General features: G+C 62.5%; 16 protein-coding genes. 2 read left to right on the forward strand and 14 right to left on the reverse strand.

The window, feature by feature from the left end; all coding sequences use genetic code 11:
• Window positions 1-3: 3 nt before the first annotated feature.
• The 6 genes from HMPREF3056_RS05520 to glf all read right to left on the reverse strand — a co-directional run bounded on the left by HMPREF3056_RS05520 (window position 4) and on the right by glf (window position 6057).
• Window positions 4-1011, reverse strand: coding sequence for a decaprenyl-phosphate phosphoribosyltransferase (locus tag HMPREF3056_RS05520; RefSeq protein WP_070754316.1), 1008 nt, complete (start codon window positions 1009-1011; stop codon window positions 4-6).
• On the reverse strand, window positions 1008-1535 hold the full coding sequence (locus HMPREF3056_RS05525; RefSeq protein WP_070702726.1) for a phosphatase PAP2 family protein: 528 nt from the start codon (window positions 1533-1535) through the stop codon (window positions 1008-1010). Before HMPREF3056_RS05525 ends, HMPREF3056_RS05520 begins: the two co-directional genes overlap by 4 nt.
• Window positions 1525-3477, reverse strand: coding sequence for a glycosyltransferase (locus HMPREF3056_RS05530; RefSeq protein ID WP_070545136.1), 1953 nt, complete (start codon window positions 3475-3477; stop codon window positions 1525-1527). The genes HMPREF3056_RS05525 and HMPREF3056_RS05530 overlap by 11 nt, the downstream gene beginning before the upstream one ends.
• Window positions 3478-3884: 407 nt before the next feature.
• The gene (locus HMPREF3056_RS05535; RefSeq protein WP_070754317.1) at window positions 3885-4493 is read right to left on the reverse strand and encodes a three-helix bundle dimerization domain-containing protein; all 609 of its coding nucleotides are present in this window, start codon (window positions 4491-4493) and stop codon (window positions 3885-3887) included.
• Between the two features lie 89 nt (window positions 4494-4582).
• Entirely contained in the window at window positions 4583-4780 is a 198-nt protein-coding gene (locus tag HMPREF3056_RS05540; protein WP_070754318.1) for a hypothetical protein, read from the reverse strand.
• 80 nt (window positions 4781-4860) lie between these two features.
• The gene (glf, locus tag HMPREF3056_RS05545; RefSeq protein WP_070754319.1) at window positions 4861-6057 is read right to left on the reverse strand and encodes a UDP-galactopyranose mutase; all 1197 of its coding nucleotides are present in this window, start codon (window positions 6055-6057) and stop codon (window positions 4861-4863) included.
• 170 nt (window positions 6058-6227) lie between these two features.
• Between glf and HMPREF3056_RS05550 the strand changes: the two genes are divergently transcribed.
• Entirely contained in the window at window positions 6228-8174 is a 1947-nt protein-coding gene (locus HMPREF3056_RS05550; protein ID WP_070754320.1) for an N-acetylmuramoyl-L-alanine amidase, read from the forward strand.
• A gap of 109 nt (window positions 8175-8283) precedes the next feature.
• Here the strand turns inward: HMPREF3056_RS05550 and HMPREF3056_RS05555 are convergent, their stop codons facing one another.
• From HMPREF3056_RS05555 to serS, 8 genes are all read right to left on the reverse strand, one after another.
• A complete protein-coding gene (locus HMPREF3056_RS05555; RefSeq protein WP_070754325.1) occupies window positions 8284-9384 on the reverse strand; it encodes an HNH endonuclease signature motif containing protein in 1101 nt (366 codons plus the stop codon).
• 123 nt (window positions 9385-9507) lie between these two features.
• Window positions 9508-10353 (reverse strand): Cof-type HAD-IIB family hydrolase, encoded by an 846-nt coding sequence (locus HMPREF3056_RS05560; protein WP_070510901.1) that lies wholly within the window; start codon window positions 10351-10353, stop codon window positions 9508-9510.
• Between the two features lie 189 nt (window positions 10354-10542).
• A complete protein-coding gene (gene glpK / locus HMPREF3056_RS05565; RefSeq protein WP_070510899.1) occupies window positions 10543-12090 on the reverse strand; it encodes a glycerol kinase GlpK in 1548 nt (515 codons plus the stop codon).
• A gap of 36 nt (window positions 12091-12126) precedes the next feature.
• The gene (locus HMPREF3056_RS05570; protein ID WP_070510896.1) at window positions 12127-12864 is read right to left on the reverse strand and encodes an MIP/aquaporin family protein; all 738 of its coding nucleotides are present in this window, start codon (window positions 12862-12864) and stop codon (window positions 12127-12129) included.
• A gap of 74 nt (window positions 12865-12938) precedes the next feature.
• A complete protein-coding gene (locus HMPREF3056_RS05575; protein ID WP_070510894.1) occupies window positions 12939-14663 on the reverse strand; it encodes a glycerol-3-phosphate dehydrogenase/oxidase in 1725 nt (574 codons plus the stop codon).
• Window positions 14644-14838 carry a hypothetical protein gene (locus HMPREF3056_RS13450; protein ID WP_141745867.1) on the reverse strand — a complete coding sequence of 65 codons (195 nt, stop codon included), beginning with the start codon at window positions 14836-14838 and terminating at the stop codon, window positions 14644-14646. Before HMPREF3056_RS13450 ends, HMPREF3056_RS05575 begins: the two co-directional genes overlap by 20 nt.
• Window positions 14839-15006: 168 nt before the next feature.
• Complete coding sequence (locus HMPREF3056_RS05580) at window positions 15007-16689, reverse strand: lysophospholipid acyltransferase family protein (RefSeq protein WP_070754321.1); 1683 nt, start codon at window positions 16687-16689, stop codon at window positions 15007-15009.
• A gap of 82 nt (window positions 16690-16771) precedes the next feature.
• Window positions 16772-18034: a serine--tRNA ligase gene (gene serS / locus HMPREF3056_RS05585; RefSeq protein WP_070517750.1), complete on the reverse strand. Its 1263-nt coding sequence runs from the start codon at window positions 18032-18034 to the stop codon at window positions 16772-16774.
• A gap of 66 nt (window positions 18035-18100) precedes the next feature.
• On the opposite strand from serS, the gene HMPREF3056_RS05590 reads away from it, so the two are divergent.
• On the forward strand, window positions 18101-18832 hold the full coding sequence (locus HMPREF3056_RS05590) for a GntR family transcriptional regulator (RefSeq protein WP_141759846.1): 732 nt from the start codon (window positions 18101-18103) through the stop codon (window positions 18830-18832).
• Window positions 18833-18903 lie beyond the last annotated feature (71 nt).

The following is an 18903-nucleotide window of genomic DNA, read 5'->3' on the forward strand; positions in this document are numbered from 1 at the left end:
AGTCTAGCCCATCATGACCGGCATGATGTACACCGCCATGGCAATACAGGCCAGCCACAGCAGGGCCAGGATCTGCAGGACGCGGTCCTCCAGGGCAATCTCATCCGGGGCACCGCCGTTGCCACGGTCCACGTCGGCGGCATAGCGCAGGATGGCGATGGTAAACGGCACCATGGACACCTGGTACCACACGCTGGCCGGGCCATCAGACTCGTTGGAGAGCTGGAAACCCCACAGGGAGTAGGACATGACCACGGCGGTGGCGGCCAGGGTCCACACGAAGCGCAGGTAGGTAGGCGTATAGCCCTCCAGGGATTTACGGATCTTGGCGCCCGTGCGCTCCGCCAGAAGGATCTCCGAGTAGCGCTTGCCCGAGGCCATGAACAGGGAGCCAAACGCGGCCACCAGCAGGAACCATTGGGAGAGCACGATGCCCGCGGCCACACCGCCAGCCATGGTGCGCAGCATGAATCCGGAGGACACCAGGGCGATATCGATCACCGGCATGTGCTTCCATCCGAAGCAATAGCCCAGCTGCAGGCCGATGTAGATGGCCATGACGATGGCGAGCTGCAGACCAGCCGTGGCCAAGAAAGACAGACCAATCGAACCGATGATGAGCACCGCCGCCATGGCATAAGCCAAGTTCACTGGAAGCACGCCCGCCGCGATGGGGCGGAAGCGCTTCGTCGGGTGCGCGCGGTCAGCCTCCACGTCGCGGGCATCATTGATGAGGTAGATGGAGGACGCGCCCATGCAGAAGACGATGAAGGCGAGGAGGACGTCGAGAAGCACGCGCGTGTGGAACAGCGAATCCGCGCCCGCGGCCGCAGGGGCGGCGAGAACGAGGACGTTCTTGACCCACTGCTTGGGGCGCAGGGCCTTCACCATGCCGTCGGCGAGGTTCTTCGGCGGCTTGCGCTTGCGGCCGGTATCGATACCGGAGGTGTGCGGCTCAGAGTGGAAGACTCTCTGCTCACCGTCGTCGACGCGGTTAGGACGTTCGCTCATGCGGTCTTCCTTTCATAGCGATGGCATGCTTCCGCGGTGGCGGCTCCCAGCAGGGCGCCGATCGCCGTATCGGATGGGTAATGTACCCCGAGCACCATACGCGAGGCCATCATGACCGGCACACCAACGAGCGGTGCCGGGGTTCCCAGAACGTAAGCGGCGCCCACGAGGAACGCGCTTGTCGACGTCGCGTGCGAAGAAGGAAAGGACAGCTTAGAAGGGGTTTTCACGCCGACTTTGACGTAGTCATAGTCCGGGCGCTTGCGCCGCACAATGCGCTTGATCACAACGCTGGCCGCGTGCGCCGTGAAAGCACCCGCACCGACAGCTACCCATTGGCGGCGGCGCGCCGGATTCTGGTAATTCACGGCGGCACCTAAGCCGGAGAGCGCCAGCCAGCCCAGGGCGTGCTCGCCGAAGTGGCTTAAACCCCGCGCGGTGGGCAGAACGCCGGGCGCATCGAAGGCCGCATCCTGGATCTTCTCGAGGACACGGGATTCGGCGACAGAAAGCTTATTGGGCATCGAAGACCTTTCGCCAGGACTCGCGGGAGGTCAGCTCCGGCAGAGCCGCGCGGTACTCGGCGCGCAGGTCGTCGAAGTTATCCTCAATTTCCTTGAGCAGCTCGCGGGTGGACTTCACCAGCTCGAGGGCCAGCTCGCGGTCGCGCTTGCGGAAGGCCACGCCAGTGCCGCCCGCGGTGGAGACGGTGGCGGAATCCACGCGGGAGAGCGTGAACCAGCGGGCCTCCTCCGGGGTGAGATTGAGCTGCGGTGCTTCGTGGTGTGCCGGGTCTTCCTTGGTGACCAGGTGCTTGGCGGACTTGATAAGCCACGGAATTTTCTTGATCTTGCCCAGGCGGCCACCGACATTGCGGGTGGGCACGCCCGGCGCGCCGGTGGGCGCGGGCAGCTGATCCGCCGAATCGATGATGACGGCGTCCGGGAACTCCTTGCGGATTGCGGCGATGCGCGGCAGCGAGGACTCCAAGATGTCGAAGAGCTGATCCGGGCCGGCCAGGAAGTCCTTCATAGCCTCCAACTGGATGGCCATGGTGGAGTACTCCATGCACATGGTGTGCTTGAGGGTGGACTTAAAGATCGACTTGGTAATCCCGCGCGCATCACCCTCGTGGTAGAGGGCCGCCACGATGAGGCGGTTGCGCAGGTGGAAGTAGGCCTGCCAGTCGATGGCATCGTCCTTATCCGCCCACGCCATGTGCCAGATGGCCGCGCCCGGCCAGGTCACCGTGGGGAAACCGTGGGCGGCAGCACGCAGGGAGTATTCGGTGTCGTCCCACTTGATAAACAGCGGTAGCGGCTGCCCGATGCTTTCCGCGACGACGCGCGGGAAGAGGCACATCCACCAGCCGTTGTATTCCACGTCGACGCGGCGGTGCAGCGCGCGGGAGTCATACTTCTTCGGGTCGAGGCGGGACTGCGTATCACCGATGGCGCGCAGCGGGTACTTGGCAAAGTCGTGGTCGTAGACGGCGTGCTCGGCCGCGCCCCACATGAAGTCAGCGCGGTTCACGCGCTCGCCGGTGGTGCGCAGCTGGGAGCGCTCCTGCAGGTTGAGCATCTGCCCGCCCACGATGAAGGGCTTGGCGGCATAACGCGCTGCTTGGACCGCACGAAGAATGGAATCCGGCTCGATGGCAATGTCATCATCCATGTAGAGGATGTAGGGCGAGTCTGTATTCTCCAGCGCCTCGAACATGATGCGGGAGTAGCCACCCGAGCCGCCCAGGTTGCCCTGGCGGAATTCGCGGAAGCGCTCACCAAAGTGGGCCACGGCCTCGTCGTAGCCCGGCTCGTCCGCTGGGTGCTGGTTGCCCTGGTCCGGCATGAGGACGTAGTCGATGATGCCGTCCACCACCGGATCCTCCGCCAGCGCCTGCAGCGCCGCGACGGCGTCGGTGGGGCGGTTGAAGGTCGGAATGCCTACGGCGACGCGCTTCTCCTGCGCCGGGTACTCGCTGCCGTCCGGCAGGAGCTGCGGGTTCGGGGCGTGCGGGGCGCACCAGGCGGCGTCGCTAAGCACGGTGTCTTCAACAGCAGAGGCATCGAACCACAGCAGGCCGCCGTCCTCGAAGTTCTTCAGGGGCAGCTCAAACTCGTGGTGGCCGGTGGTTACCACGTGGTTGGCCACGGCGATGCGCTGGCCGTCCTGCTTGGAACGGTAGAGGGAAATGTTGGCCTCGCCCTCGACGTCCATCGCCAGCACGATGGACTTCAGCTGGGACCAACGGCGCCAGTAGGCGGCCGGGAAGGCGTTGAAGTAAGTCTCGAAGGATGCTTCCTCGCCGGCCGGGATTGTCACGGAGGTGCGGCCGCTCCAGCTGAGGCGCTCGCGGTTCTGCTCGGACTCGATGAGGTAGAGCATGCGGACGTCGACCGGCTCGCCACGCTTGGGCAGCAGGATGCGCTGTACGGGTTCGTACGCAGCAGAATTGTTGGCAGTCACGATATCTTCGGTTCTCCACACAGATTTCGACAGTATTCAGAACCCCAGATTAGTGGTTAAGCACTGCTGCACTGAGTTCCCACGCGGCTGTTCTTACGTGACTCCTCGTCCGCATCCGCGCGCCCTAATCTACTGCAACGTCCACGTCAGCCGAGCTTTGCGCAAGAACGGTGCGCCTTGGCGAAAGGTTTCACACCAGAGGCTGGTGGAACCCTTTACGTCCTGGTGCGCCAGATCCCCAGACTTGGAACCCGAAACCTCCAGTTCACTGCTCAACTAGGCCACAGTGCTTGACGACGCCGACCTGCATGTTTCGGGTTCTAGGTCTGGGGAAATGCTTATGGCACTGGAATGCTCGACCCAACTAGTGTCAGATCAACTAGTGTCAGATCACAGCTCTCGGGGATTTAGGCCGTCACCGGCGCATCCTCCGAGATGGGCTCGATGCCCAGGCGGTTGAGCATGTAGAGCACGCGGGCACCGAGGTCATCGGCCAGCTCGCGGGTCTCCTCGACGGTTTCCGCCGTGGCGATGTCCCAAATCTTGACGTCCTTGCCGGCCTCATCGCGCGGGACCTCGCGGCCCAGATACACGATGTAATCCGGGATCGTCACCAAGCGCAGGTCCTCGACGTAGCGGTCCGGGTGTTCCGCCATGCCGCGCTCCTGCAGCACGTGGGCCATGTGAGAGTCCGGGTCGTTTTCGGGGTGGGCCACGGCGGCGTCGACAAGTAGGGCATCGCCGGCGTACTTCTTCGTCAGCGCCACGGCAGCCTGCGCCAGGGCGTGGTCGGCGCCTGCGGAGAAACGCACGTGGATGCGGTGGGTGCCGAAGTGCTCGCGCACCTCACGCTCCACCATCACGGGAACAAATTCATCTAAGGTCGCACCAGCTTCGTGACGCTCAATGGTGGCATCGAGGAAGGAGTCAATCTCCTGCGCGGTGTACTCGTGGCCATAATCTGCGTGTAAATCCTGGCGCAACGTATCGAAACGGCGGGCGTTAGGGGAAGTCATCTCTAAACTCACTTTCTGTTCGCCTATTGTTAACCTACTGTTAACCTTAAGCGATTGTTGGACAGGCCACAAGTTTTATTTTCTTTGGTCTAGTTCCATACGCTGGCGAAACCTCCCCATAAACGGCCAAAGGCCCGCCGGGTGTTCCGGCAGGCCTTCTTGGATTGCTCCTTCTTCTTATCGGGAATGCGCGTTGCGCGACTGCGCAGCTTGAGGTGTTCCTCGAGCCGCTCCGGGGACATCTTCCACATGCTGCGGTCCGCACGCTTCTTCTTGCGCTGGGCCATGCCGTCACCTCCTTCCATCGAGGTGTTTCAGCATAGCGCGCCACGCTACGCTGCGGGAACCAACCCGCACGCGTCCTAACCTAGTGGCCGCGCTCCTGCTCCAGGGCCTTGCCCTCATTCCAGAACGGGGCCAGCTTGTTATCGAACATACTCAGCGCGGACGCGATGGCCATGTGCATATCCAGGTACTGGTAGGTGCCCAGGCGGCCGCCGAAGAGGACCTGGTTCTCGCGGGCCTCAGCGGCAGCGAGCTTGCGGTAAGCCTCCAGCTTGGAGCGGTCCTCCGGGGTGTTAATCGGGTAGTACGGCTCATCGCCCTTCTCGGCAAAGCGCGAGTACTCCTTCATGATCACCGTCTTGTCCTTGGGGTACTTATCGGCGCGCTCCGGGTGGAAGTGGCGGAACTCGTGGATGCGGGTGTAGTCCACGTCCGCATCGTTGTAGTTCATCACCGGGGTGCCCTGGAAGTCACCGGTTTCGAGCACCTCCAGGTCGAAGTCCAGCGTGCGCCAGCCCAGCTCGCCCTCGGCGAAGTCGAAGTAGCGATCCAGTGGGCCGGTGTAGACCACCGGCGCGCTTGGCGACGCCTCTCGCACCTCCTCGTGCACGTCGAACCAGTCGGTGTTGAGACGGACGTCGATAAGCTCGTGCTCCGCCATCTTCTCTAGCCAGGCCGCGTAGCCGTCAACGGGTAGGCCCTCGTAGGTGTCGTTGAAGTAGCGGTTATTGAAGGTATAGCGCACCGGCAGGCGCGTGATGTTGCCGGCCGGCAGCTCCTTCGGATCGGTCTGCCACTGCTTTGCGGTGTAATCGCGAATGAAGGCCTCGTAGAGCGGGCGGCCAATGAGCGCGATGGCCTTCTCCTCCAGGTTCTTCGCCTCATCCACGGCAAACTCACCAGCCTGCTCCTTGATGAGCTGGCGCGCCTCATCCGGCGAGTAGTAGCGGCCGAAGAACTGGTTAATCAGGCCCAAGCCCATGGGGAACTGGTAGGCCGTGCCATCGTGCATGGCGAAGACGCGGTGCTGGTAATCGGTGAAATCGGTGAACTGGTTGCAGTACTCCCACACGCGCTTATTCGAGGTGTGGAAGAGGTGCGCGCCGTACTTGTGAACCTCGATGCCGGTCTCCGGCTCGGCCTCCGAGTAGGCGTTACCGCCCAGGTGCTCGCGGCGCTCGACGATGAGCACCTTCTTGCCCAGCTGGGAGGCTGCGCGCTCGGCCACGGTGAGGCCAAAGAATCCAGATCCAACAACGATGAGGTCATATGCAGTCATGGGCATCAGCTTAAAGCAGTAACGCGCACAGAACGGCGGGTGACACCCAAGCGAGAAAACTCGCGTGTCACACCTTCTTTCACTCCAACACCTGGCGTAACATTTGTCCCGTTAGTTAACTTTTTGCGCTCCTCTTAACCTCGTGGCGCACACCATCCTAGGGAGTAATAGTGCACCTCAAACGTCGTCTTGTTCCCGCGAAATCGACGTGGTCTACGCCGGTTATCGCCACGGTCACCTCGATCGCTGTGGTCGCTGCCGCAGCCGTGGGCGGCCAAACCCTTATCCATACCCAGGAAGCGGGCAGCGGCCCCATCGAAGTAAGCTCGGCCTCTGAATCATTCGGGTCGGGCGAAACGGTCGTGGTGGATGACCCGGCCATCGCCGCCCAGGGCGAGGGCGAAGGCCCGCGCGCCGTCAAGCAATTCCACCGCGATGAGACCTTCTCTTCTTTCGCCGTCACGTGGAAGGGTGCGCGCGACGTCGCAGCCTTCGCCCGCGCCAAGCAACCAGACGGGTCTTGGTCCGAGTGGTACGACATGGACTCTATGTCCTACAACAACGATGACCCCAACGCTACGAATGGCACCGAGCTCATCTTCGTGGGCGATACCAACGACGTGCAGGTCTCCATCAACAATGTGGATCTGGTGACTGGCTCGAACTTGGACGAAGAGTTCACCGAAACCCCCGTTGAGGACGCCGCGCTTGACGACGCCTCCTTCAACGTCGGCGACATCGCCCCCGTCGCTGAGACCGAAGAACTTCCCGCCAATAGCGACGTGGAAGGCCTCGAGGCGGTCTTCATGGACGGCAACGCCCAGGAGGGCGAGGTTATTGAGCCGACCGCTGAGACCGATGGCATGCCGCGCGTGGTCTCGCGCGCAGGTTGGGGCGCGGATGAGAATATCCGTTGCAAGGGCGCTGACTATGACGACGGCGTGAAGGCCATTGCGCTACACCACACCGCGGGTTCCAATAACTACACCCGCGCGCAGGCGGCCGCGCAGGTGCGCGCCGCGTACAAGTACCATGCGCAGAACCTGGGATGGTGCGATATCGGATACAACGCGCTGGTGGATAAGTACGGCACCATCTACGAGGGCCGCTACGGCGGACTCGATGAAGCCGTGCAGGGCGCCCACATCGGTGGCTTCAACCGGAATACGTGGGGCATTTCCATGATTGGTAACTACGAGACGGCCCAGCCGACGGAGGCCTTGCTGGAGTCCGTCACCGATCTTGCCGGCTGGAAGGGCGCGATTTCCGGTGTTGATCCGACCTCCCGCGTTTCCCTGCGCTCGGCGGAGAACTTCCGCGGCTCGAAGTACCCGGCCGGTTCGGATGCCCCAGTCTACGGTTTCTTCGGCCACAGCGACGTTCACTACACCGCGTGCCCGGGCCAGTACACCATTGCCCGCTGGCCGCAGATCCGTGCGGCAGCGCATAAGAAGTACCTCGCCATCAAGTCGGGCGCGTCTGGTTCGACCTCCACGGACTGGGGCAGCGTGGATACCCCTACGCCGGATACCTCCGACTCCACGCCGAACGACAACCACGCGCCTTCCGCTCCTGCACCGGCAGCTCCCGCACAGGAGGCAACGTCCTCGCTGGGCGATACTGAAATCCCGATGAGCACCATCACCGCACTAGTCGGCCTGGCTGGCACCCTCTTCGCCATTATGTATGCCCGCTCCGAGCACCAGGTTGACATGAACCAGACGGTCAATGGCCTGCCGGTGGAGCAGATCCCGGGGATCGTGACCAAGGTGCTTTCCCTGAGCAAGAACGAGGGCCTGAAGGAAACGTGGACGGCAGTCCTTAACGCCTTCGGCCCGGCTCTGGGCCTGGCTGTTGGCGGTCCGGATGAGTCGGCCGGCATCATCTACCAGCTCTTCCAGAACGGCGTCGTGCTGAGCTCCGAAGAGACCGGTACGCACGCGCTGGTGGGACGCATCGCGAAGGAATGGGCCTCGGGCAACAACGCGGCGACGCTCGGCCTACCGACCTCCGACGAACTCCCCACCGGCTTCGGCAAGGAAGTCCGCGTGCAGTTCCAGGGCGGTTCCATTGTCTACAACCCGGAGACTGAGCAGATTCAGGTCTTCACGAACTAATCCCAGCCGCACCGCGTGTGCGCAAAACTCACGCGCACAGCCCTGTGGGATCGCCGATATTGCGGGAGCCACCTCGGTGGCTCCCGCTTCGGCATGTTATCTATTGGATTTAGGTATCCGGCGGGGATCCGCCCACTACGCCCCCGTTGGCCTGCTGCTTCAACGCTGCTTGTGCTGCCTTGTAGGCCGCCTGGGAAGTAATCGGCTCCGCCCAGGGTGGCACATAATCCACCCCGCCCCGCAACCGGAAGACATAGCCAGCACCAGTCGGCTTATCCGGGTCATCATCATTGATGCCATTGTGATACGCACATAACATCGTCAAATTCGGCGGATCCGTCGCCCCACCAGCTTTCCACGGCACCAAATGATGCACCTGACAATAATCAGCCGGCTTATTGCACCCTTCACGCGCACACGTCGGATGCTCCGCACTGGCCATTAACCGCTGCTCAAACCCAGCTAAACGCCGCACCCGATGCAACCACACCGGCCCAATCGTTGGATGCACCAACGTCACATACCCAACCTCGGCAAACTTATAGGTTACAAACTCCCGACCCGTCATCCGCCCACCGTTGGTAAGCACAAGCTCAATATCATCGCCCTCACCGCGCACGATCTGATCCAACTCATCCAAGGTGACCACCACATTGGTCGCTACCGCAGGCTTGCTTCCCCCATGAGCCTTAGCAAAGAACACCTGGCCTGCCGCATCCAACAAATCAGCCGAATTAATCGACTCCAAGGTTCCGCGCATCTCACTAATGCGCAAGGCTGAATCAGTAATCGTCAACGAATGCGGACCCGACTTTCGATACGTCAACCGCACCCCAGGTTCAGGCACCCGCCGCGGCCGCAACTGCTTCAACCGTTCCTTCGCCACTTTCGGGATACGGTGTGCCGGAGTCGCCGCAAGCCGAACGCGCAGATTCCACGCATCCAACTCCTTTTTCACCCTGCCGGTATACGACTCAATCAAGCTCAACGTCGCCAGATCATGCCTTTGAGAAACCGCGGCCGCACGCGCCTGGCGCTGCTTGCCGCTAAAACGCGTCGGCCCGAAATACACCGCATGCAGCCCAGTCAACTCCGCAGCATCAGCCACAGAAGCACCACGCGCGCGTAAATCATCCACACTGCCTACCGCAAGCCCCACAAGATCCAACCCCGAACTGCGATAGGAGAAATAAGTCTCCAAATCCCCCATGCCCACGAGACTAAAACACCACCACACACCCCGCAACCGGAGGCAGAAAACTCTCAGAATCTGCTAGAAAAAGGGCAGGTAGCGCTGGGCTTCACGGCTACAGCGCGGCGGGGTACAGCAGCACTAGAACCATCGCTCAAGCACCTTTGCCACACCTGCCTGGTGATGCGCTACCGTCACCGCATCTGCCGCCTCCATGACCTCTGGGTGAGCGTTCTCCATGGCAACCCCGCAACCTGCCCACTCGAGCATCTCGATATCGTTGGGCATATCGCCAAAGGCGATGATGTCTTCGCGGGCGATACCGTGATGCTCGGCCAGCCACTTAATTCCGCGCCGCTTCGTCACGTTGGGGGCCGCCACCTCGAGGATCCCCTCGGACATTGAGTAGGTCACGTGGGCCAGCTCGGAATCGATGTGCGGAGCAATAAGCTCGTAGAGTTCCGGTGCGGAGAACGCGGTGTTGCGGATCAGCAGCTTCACCGCCGGTCGGGACACCAATTCGCCGACGCTCACGAGGCCGAAGCCTTCAAAAAGCGCGTTCTCCGAATAGTGCGATTCCACCACGAAGAGTTCCTCCACCGGATCCAAGACCGAGCCTCCCGTGCGCTCCGCGCCGAAGCCAACACCGCCATGGGGCTCGAGTACCTTCGTGGCCACCTCCACGATTTCCGCGAGGGCTTCAGGCGAGAGCTCGTGGGCGGAGAGCACGCGGTCTTCTGCCGAGTCATAAATCACCGCGCCATTTGATGTCACGCACACCGGGCGCACGGTCAGCTGCTCCAGTACGGGCATGATCCAGCGGAAGGGCCGGCCGGTCGCCAGCGCAAACTCGCTGCCCGCGGCAACTGCTCGGGCCACTGCCTCGCGGTTTCGCCTGGGAACTCGGTGGTTCCGGTCCAACAAGGTACCATCGATGTCACTGATGATGAGGCGCGGAGCGCGGTCCGAAAATACGTCACTGGCCATAGCCCTGAGTCTACGTCAGAGCGATGCACACAAGAGCGCACCCGCAACGCTGGTGGCCACAACAACGTCCACTGCAGCGTTGGCTCCCCACCACCGTGCCGCAGCCCGCCACTCGCACAACGACGAAGGCGGCCGCCACGAGAATGCTCGTGACAGCCGCGCTTGCCTGCAAAGACTGCTACTTAGCCCTTAAGCGATAACGTCGTCATCGTCCACGTCTTCCCAGTTCAGGGAACGCTTGATGGCGCGCTTCCAGTCGCGGTAGAGAGCCTCGACTTCGTCCTTCTCGCGCTGCGGCTTCCAGACCTTGAAGTCGCCCTGCTGGGAGCCCAGTACGCTGAGGTCATCCCAGAAACCGGAATCGAGACCCGCAGCGAAGGCCGCACCGGTAGCGGTGGTCTCCACGTTCTTCGGGCGGTGGACCTCCACGCCAAGCATGTCCGCCTGGAACTGCATGAGCAGCTCGTTCATGGTCATGCCGCCGTCGACGCGCAGCTCGGTGATCTCCACGCCGGAGTCCGCCACCATGGCATCGGCGACGTCGCGAGTCTGGTACGCGGTGGACTCGAGCACGGCGCGGGCCAGGTGCTTGCGGTTGGCGTAGCGGGTCAGACCAACGATGACACCGCGGGCATCCGGGCGCCAGTACGGAGCGAAAAGTCCCGAGAAAGCCGGCACGATGTAGACGCCGCCGTTGTCCTTGACCTCGCGAGCCAGGTTCTCAATGGACGCGGAGTTCGGGATGAGCTGCAGGTTATCGCGCAGCCACTGCACCAGGGAACCACCCATGGAGACGGAACCCTCGAGCGCGTACACCGGGCGCTCGCCCTCGCGCTGGAAGCACACGGTAGTCAACAGACCGTTCTCGGAGAACTTCGGGGTGGTACCGGTGTTGAGCAGGAGGAACAGACCGGTCCCGTAGGTGTTCTTAGCAGAACCCGGGCGGAAGCAGCCCTGGCCAAACATGGCGGCCTGCTGGTCGCCCAGGATGGCGCGAATCGGCACACCGGACAGCGAGCCGCGCTCGCGGACGGTGCGGAAGTCGCCCAGGGACGGGCGGATCTCCGGCAGCATGGAGGTGGGAATCCCCATCTCCTTGCACAGTTCCTCATCCCACTCGAGCTTCTCGATGTCCATGAGGAGGGTACGGGAAGCGTTGGTGACATCGGTGGCGTGCAGGGCTTCCTGGCCGTTGTCGCCGTCGGCGCCACCGGTGAGGTTCCACAGGAGCCAGGTATCGATGGTGCCGAAGAGCAGCTCGCCCTTCTCCGCGCGCTCGCGGGCGCCCTCGACGTTATCGAGGATCCACTTCACCTTCGGGCCGGCTGGGTAGGAGTTGATGATGAGGCCGGTGCGGCGACGCCACTTGTCCGCACCTTCATCACCAGCGAGTTCCTTACAAATCTCGGTGGTGCGGGTGTCCTGCCACACGATGGCGTTGTATACCGGCTTACCCGTGTTCTTGTCCCACACGACGGTGGTCTCACGCTGATTGGTAATGCCAAGTGCTGCGATATCTTCGACATTGATGTCGCCGTTGGCCAAAGCTTCACCCACAGCGCGGCGGGTGTTGCTCCAGATTTCCTCCGGGTCATGCTCGACCCAGCCCTTCTCCGGGAAAATCTGCTCGTGCTCGAGCTGGCCGACGGACACCTGCTCGCCGTCGTGGTTGAAAATGATGCAGCGGGTGGACGTAGTTCCTTGGTCAATCGCTGCAACGTAGCGCTTGGTAGACATTGTGTTCTCCGTTTCTGAGTAGTGAAGGTCTGATTTTTAGAGAGCCATGGACAGCAGGCCGACAGCGACGGCCGCCAAGGTCGGTGCAACCACCGGAACCCAGGCATAACCCCAGTTGGCGCTGCCCTTGTCCTTGATGGGGAGGACGAAGGCGTACATGATGCGGGGTCCGAGGTCACGGACCGGGTTGATCGCGTAGCCGGTAGCGGTGCCGAGGGACAGGCCCACAGACACGACGACGAAGGCAACGGCGAAGTACTTCAGCGGACCCAACTCGCCGCCGGCCGGGCCAAAGGCGATGAACATGAGCAGTACGCAGGTAGCGATGAACTCGGTGGCTGCGTTCCAGCCGTTGTTCGGGTGCGCCGGGGCGGTAAAGAAAATCCCCCCAGTGTTCTTGTTGGCGCCGGTGACGTTGCCGGCTTCATCGAGGTTGTTGGCGTCGAAAAGCTGCTTAAACGTAGCCCAGGCAAGGAATGCACCAAGCATGGCGCCGAGAATTTGCCCCAGCAGGTAGTAGGGAACGAGGCCCCATTCAAGGGAACCGTTCACCGCCAGCATGATGGTGACCGCCGGGTTGAGGTGACCGCCGGAGGGGTCCGCGACACTAGCGCCGATGAAAACCGCGAGGCCCCAGCCCATAGCGATGACGATCCAGTCCGAACCGCGCGCGCCAGAAGTTCGGAGGTTCACAACGGCGCACACGCCGTTGCCGAGCAGGAGCAGCAGTGCAGTGCCGATGAACTCCCACAGGAATGCATCCATTCCGGTCATAAGATGTCCTTTCTTATCTGCCTAGGCCAAGGGCCCAGCGAGGGATATCCACCGCTCGCTAGGCCCCGTGACTTTTAGGCTTCTTCCTTGGTGGCTCGTGCGCTTCCTGCGCGCTCGAGGATGTCGTTTGCTTCACGGTCGGTCAGCGCTGCCTCAGCGGCGAGCTCTGCCTCAGTGTGCTTGGTGAAGTGGGAGACTTCCCGCTCGATATCGGTCTGATCCCAGCCCAGCAGCGGGGCGACGAACTCAGCGATCGGCTGTGCGGCAGCGACGCCGCGGTCGGCGAACTCGATGGCCACGCGCAGGCGGCGGGAGACGATGTCGTCGATGTGCAGGGCACCCTCGTGGGTCACGGCGTAGCGCACCTCTGCCCAGATGTAGCTCTCGGCACCCAGAACCGACTCGAGCAGCGTGGCGTCGTCAGCAGCCGGGGCGAGGACCTCACCGATCAGCGAGCCGTAGCGGCCGAGCAGGTGCTCGATGCGGTCCTCGTCGAGGTTGTAGCGGCGGGCCAGTGCCGGAACCTGGTTAGCCAGTGCGTGGTAGCCGTCCGCACCCAGAATCGGGGTGCGCTCGGTCACGGACTCAGCCACCTTGGTCCCCAGCTCCTTCGCGGCCAGATCCACCGCGTCCTTGCCGATGACGCGGTAGGTCGTGTACTTACCACCGGCGACGGACACCATGCCCGGTGCGACGCGGGCAACGGCGTGGTTGCGCGACAGGTTAGTGGTGGAATCGGACTTGCCGGACAGCAACGGGCGCAGACCGGAGTACACGCCGACGATGTCATCGCGGGTGATCTTGTCGCGCACGCGCTGGTTGACCTCATCCAGGATGTAGTCGATATCCGCCTTGGTCGGCGCCGGATCCGGCAGGGACAGGCCCTTCTCCCAATCGGTGTCGGTGGTGCCGATGATCCAGTACTCACCCCACGGGATGACGAAGAGCACGGACTTTTCGGTGACGAAGCACAGCGCGGCGTCGGCGTCGAGGGCATCCTTCGGGACCACGATGTGAACGCCCTTGGAAGCGTGGACGGTGAACTTGCCTTCAGCGCCCGCCATCTCCTGAATCTTGTCGTTCCACACACCGGTCGCGTTAATGAAGGCCTTGCCCTTCACGGTGGTCTCGCGGCCTGTTTCCAGGTCCCGGACCTTCGCGGCAGTGATGCGGCCGCGGCCGTCCTTCTCAAAGCCAATCACCTCAGTGCCGGTGCGCACGCTAGCGCCATACTCGGCGGCAGTGCGCAGGACGGTCATGGTGTGGCGGGCGTCGTCGACAAGCGTGTCATAGTAGCGCACGCCACCGACGACGGCGTCCTCCTTGAGGCCCGGGGTCACCTTCAGCACGCCCTTGCGGGTGAGGTGCTTCTGCATCGGGACGCTCTTGGCTCCGCCCATCAGGTCATAGAGGGTAAAGCCACCGAACATCATGACGCGCTCCCAGCCGCGGTGGGTCAGCGGGAAGATGAACTTCAGCGGCTTGACCAGGTGCGGCGCTAGGGTCGACATGTTGAGCTCGCGCTCCTTGAGGGACTCCGCAACGAGGCGGAAGTCGAACATTGCCAGGTAGCGCAGGCCACCGTGGAACATCTTGGAGGAACGCGAAGACGTGCCCGCCGCAAAGTCTTGGGATTCCAGCACAGCCGTCTTCAGGCCACGAGTGGCCGCATCCAGTGCAGCACCGGCGCCTACGGAACCTCCGCCGATGATGACGACGTCATAGTCCTCGGTGGAGTAGTCGTTCCACGTCTTTTCAAAATACTCAGGGTTGAAGCTGTTAATACTCGTCGTGGTCATTGTTGACCGAGTCTCCTCTCTCGCTGCACGGCGTCAGAAAGTCCTGTCCAGTTGACGGTGTGCGCAGCATGTTGCGCTCATCCACCACGCGCGTCCTGTGCACCGACACCTCGGCCACCTGCTCGAAAGGCGAATGAAGAAGAAGTTTTCTCCCACGGCCAATGCTATAGATCACGCCAAATTCTCTCTGGAGACGCTACTCACACGTAAGTTCCGCCGCCGTAAGCTGGAGTTTCTAAGCCGTTTCATAGGATGACAAAATAAAATAACACCCCCTTCCGGGGGTGTTAACGGGCGTTGCGAACGCTTCTTAAGTCCAGGGTGTCAAGACTTATTTCTTCTCCTACTGCAAGCGCGCCATCGCCTCCAGCACCTCGGCCATTCCGTAGCGCTCGGTGGAATACGTCACCGCCTGCGCAGCCTTAATCACCTCAATGGGTGCAGTCTCAAGCGCCACCATGCGCACGGCGACGCCGTCCCCGCCCTCCGCAAAGGTTTCATCCCCCGGCTCATTGGCAAAGAACAAGAGATCCTTCGGCTCGGCCCCAATCTTCTTCACCACGGCCGCCAGCCCCTCCGCGGGGGAAGAGGCCGTCGCCACCACTCCCCCGGGGGCATCGTTGAACTGCACCCCTTCGGCACCGTCCGAGCAGGCGATGCGCCAACACGATTGCGGAAGGTCCCCAAAGGCGGCAGCGTCCAGTACCTCGCCCTGCGGCGAGAGCACGACAAACTCCTCAACCTGCGGGTGGAGCTGCGTCAGCGCTTCTTGGAGCCGCGCCGAGATTTCCCCGTTTTCCATGCTCAGCGCGCTCTGATCCGCCACGACCACGCGCGGCACTTCGGAATACTGCGCCTTCACGCGGTGGGGCAGGCGCGAGACAATGAGCCGAGATTGCGTCGCCGCGGAGAGCAACCCCTGTTCCACCACGGAGCCAGCGAAGATTTCCTTACTGCTCGCAGCCATGGAAGCTTGGGCCTCCATGACATCAGACTTCAGTTGCGCCATCACCCCCGTGACCTTGTCGCGGCCCTCCTCGACACCGCGCATGGCCTCTTCGACCACCGAGTTGAGGTTTTCCTTGATCCACTCAAGGGTTTCCGGCGCGGTACGCGGGCGGTCCTTCTCGGCGGCCTCGGCTCCGGCTTCTGCGGTACCGGTTTCCTCATTACTACCCGGCTTCATCAACGCCATCCGGTCGCGCATGAGCTCCACGGTGGCCTCGGACACGTGCTCCTTGAGATTGGTCAGATCATCGCGCAGCCGGCGCACACGGTAGCGCTCAGTCTCCACCTCGGAGTCCTGGGCCTCGGCCTCCTCCAGCGTCGGCGCGCCCCCACCCTTACGGGCCGGTACCCAGTATTCGCCAGCCGGCATCGGGCCGAATTCCTCCTCGTACTGAGCCCACAGCCCCTCCAGAGCCTCCTGCATCCGGCGGCGCACCTCCGCGATATCCGCATCGAAATCGCCCGTGGTGTAGTAGGGCTCAAGAGCCGTGATCAGCACTGGGGTCTTGGTGCGGCCTAGGTGCTTCTTCTGGCCCTTCGTCCAAATGCGCTGGGAGCCGAAGATGACCTGCGGGATGATCGGAACACCCGCGCCGTGGGCGATACGCGCCGCACCGTTGCGCATGCTGCGAATCTCGAAGCTGCGGGAAATCGTGCCCTCCGCAAACACACCCACGAGCTCGCCATTCTTGGCCAGCTCGATGCCTTTGACAATCGACGCCCCGCCATCGATGCGATCCACCGGAACATGCCCCATCACCTGAAAAAGCTGACCGGCCACCGGCGTCTGGAAGATGGAGGCTTTAGCCAAGTAGCGCACCAAACGCCGCTTGCGATAAGCCAAGAAGGCCCCGAAGAGGAAATCCATGTAGCCGGTGTGATTGCACACGATGACGGCCCCGCCCTTATCCGGGATATTCTCCTCGCCGGACAGGCGCATCTTCAGCCCCTGGGCCAAGGTCACCCCGCGGCCAATGTGCGTAATCTGCCGGTAGAGGAAATTAGTCACAACGCTCATGATGCTCCAGGGAGGATTTAGGGCCTTAAGAGGGCACAACCGGGGATCAGAGGAGGCGCCTGCGGCGCCTCCTGTCATTCTTCTAGGAGTTTACGGGGTAAAGAACGTCCTTACCCACGAATGGGCGCAATGCCTCCGGAACCACCACGGAACCGTCTGCCTGCTGGTGGTTCTCCAGGATGGCCACGAGCCAGCGGGTGGTAGCCAGGGTGCCGTTGAGCGTGGCGGCGTACTGGGTCTTGCCGTTCTCGTCGCGGTAGCGCGTGGAGAGGCGGCGCGCCTGGAAGGTGGTGCAGTTCGAGGTCGAAGTGAGCTCGCGGTACGTGCCCTGGGTGGGCACCCACGCCTCGTTATCGAACTTGCGGGCTGCAGAAGAACCGAGGTCTCCGCCCGCGATGTCGATGGTGCGGTAGGGCAGCTCCATCGCCGCGAGCATGTCCTTTTCCATGTTCAGCAGCTTCTGGTGCATCTCCTCGGCGTCTTCCGGCTTGCAGTAGACAAACATCTCCAGCTTGTCGAACTGGTGCACGCGCAGAATGCCGCGGGTGTCCTTGCCGTGCGAACCCGCCTCGCGGCGGAAGCAGGAGGACCAGCCCGCATACTGCAGCGGGCCCTTGGACAGGTCGATGATCTCTTCCTTGTGGTAGCCAGCCAGAGCCACCTCCGAAGTACCGACCAGGTAGAGATCATCCGCCGGCAGGTAGTAGACCTCATCCGCATGCTGACCCAAGAAACCGGTGCCCTGCATCACGTCCGGGCGCACGAGCACCGGCGGGATCATAAGGCTAAAGCCGGCCTCACGGGCCTTCTGCGCAGCCAGCATCAGCATGCCCAGCTGCAGGAAGGCGCCATCACCGGTGAGGTAGTAAAAACGTGCGCCGCCGACCTTGGCGCCCCGCTTGACGTCGATAAGCCCCAGCGTCTCACCCAATTCCAGGTGATCCTTCGGTTCAAAGTCGAACTGCGGCTTCTCACCGACCTCCTCGAGCACGACGAAATCATCCTCGCCACCAGCCGGGGCACCCTCCACCACGTTGGAGAGCTGGTACTGCAGCTCCGTTACCTTGGCTTCGGCCGCGGCCGCTTCCTCGCCGGCCGCCTTGACTTTTTCCTTCAGCTCATTGGAGCCCTCCAGCAGCGCCGGGCGCTCCTCCGGGGAGGCCTGGCCAATCTTCTTGCCAAAGGCCTTCTGCTCCGAGCGCAGCTGGTCAGCCTTCACAATGGCCGCGCGGCGCTGTTCATCAGCAGCGAGCAGCTGGTCCACCAAAGAGGGATCCTCCCCACGGTTTACCTGGGAGGCGCGGACGACATCGGGATTTTCGCGAAGAAATTTGAGATCAATCACGCCGGATAGTCTAGCGCACGGCCACACCTTTGCGCTGGTCATAACCAGCTGGCTATCATGGATAACATGGCAGCTCACATTATTACCGACGGCCCCGTGCCCAAGCACGCTCAGCTGCGGGATATTCTCTCCGAGCTCTGCCGCACCACCCTCAAACCTGGTGACATCCTCCCGGGCGAGCGCATTCTCGAGGAAACTTACGGCGTCTCCCGCATCACCGTGCGCCGCGCCATTGGTGACTTGGTGGCGGAGGGCCGCCTGCGCCGCGTGCGCGGTAAAGGTACCTTCGTGGCTCCGAATCCACTGGTCTCCCGGCTCCACCTGGCGTCCTTTTCCGATGAGATGGGCTACCAAAAGGTACAGGCTTCCTCGCGGATCCTGCTGGGCGAGCGCAGCACCGCCCCCAGTGAGGTCTGCGAGTTTTTCGGCACGGAAACCACCGTGGCCCATACCCACCTGCGGCGCCTGCGCTTAGGCGATGGCGAGCCCTATTCCATCGACGATGGCTGGTACAACTCCACCTTTGCGCCGTCGCTGCTGGAGAATGACATCTACAATTCCGTCTACGCGATTTTGGATAGCACCTTCGAGGTTCCCATCACCGAGGCCGAGCAGACGGTCACGGCCGTCGCGGCAGAGGAGGACATCGCCGAGCTTCTCGACGTCTCACCGGGCCCCCCACTGCTGCACATCCCCCGCCTCGCCCGCTCGGGGGACCGACCGGTTGAATGGTGCTCCTCGGTCTACCGCACAGACCGCTACCGGCTCACAACGCACGTCTCCCGCGCACGTATCTAGCGGCGCCGTGCTCCCGCACGGCGCCGGGCGGGCTAGAAGCCAGGGACGCTAAGGGAGTAGTATGAAGAGTT

This window comes from Corynebacterium sp. HMSC056F09, from assembly GCF_001815785.1.
GTDB lineage: Bacteria > Actinomycetota > Actinomycetes > Mycobacteriales > Mycobacteriaceae > Corynebacterium > Corynebacterium hiratae.